This is a genomic window from Verminephrobacter aporrectodeae subsp. tuberculatae At4, from assembly GCF_000193225.1.
In the GTDB taxonomy this organism is placed as follows: domain Bacteria; phylum Pseudomonadota; class Gammaproteobacteria; order Burkholderiales; family Burkholderiaceae_C; genus Acidovorax; species Acidovorax aporrectodeae.
The window spans coordinates 1-790 of sequence record NZ_AFAL01000317.1 but is presented as its reverse complement, the minus strand read 5'-3'; the positions used below and the strand labels follow the sequence as shown (position 1 = coordinate 790).

The 790-nt window shown below is 68.6% G+C and carries 1 protein-coding gene; it reads left to right on the top strand.

Annotated features, from left to right (window positions below; translation table 11 throughout):
- Positions 1 to 790 (top strand): sulfatase-like hydrolase/transferase (locus VTU_RS0106640; protein ID WP_010102490.1); only part of this gene is annotated, 790 nt, incomplete at both ends.

The window sequence follows — 790 nt, the reverse complement described above, 5'->3', positions numbered from 1 at the left end:
GCACGCGGACCCGCGCTTTACCGTGCTCGGCGCCGACATGCAGGGCTGGCGGCCCGTCGGCTCCTGGGGCCTGAAGATGGAGGCCTATTTCTCGTGGCTCGCTGCGCAGGGCTACAGCCTGCCCGGGAACCCCTGGGACATCTGGCTGCCGCAGGACCTGGACCCCGACGAGATCGGCGCGAGCCGCAAGCCAAGCCGCATCCCCGCGCGTCTGTCGGACACGACCTGGTTCACCGAGCGCGGAATCGATTACCTGCGCAGCGCGCGCAACAAGCCCTGGTTTCTGCACCTGGGCTACTGGCGGCCGCACCCGCCGTTCATTGCCCCCGCGCCCTACCACGCGATGTACGACCCCGCACGCTGCCCTTCCCCCGTGCGCGCGGCCAGCGCGCGGGCCGAGGCGCAGCAGCACCCCTTGCTGCGCTACTACGTGGAAAACATTCAGCGCAATAGCTTCTTCCAAAACGGCCAGGGCCTGGGCAGCGCGATGGACGACGCCGAGGTGCGCCAGATGCGCGCGACCTACTATGGCCTGATGCGCGAAATCGACGACCAGCTCGGCCGGGTCTTCGGCTACCTCAAGGACACGGGCCAGTGGGACGACACCCTGATCGTGATGACCAGCGACCACGGCGAGCAACTCGGCGACCACCACCTGCTGGGCAAGGTCGGCTACTTTGACCAGAGCTACCACATCCCGATGCTCGTCCGCGACCCCTCGCGCGCGGCCGACGGCACGCGCGGCACGCTGGTGGACCACTTCACCGAGGCCGTAGACACCATGCCGACC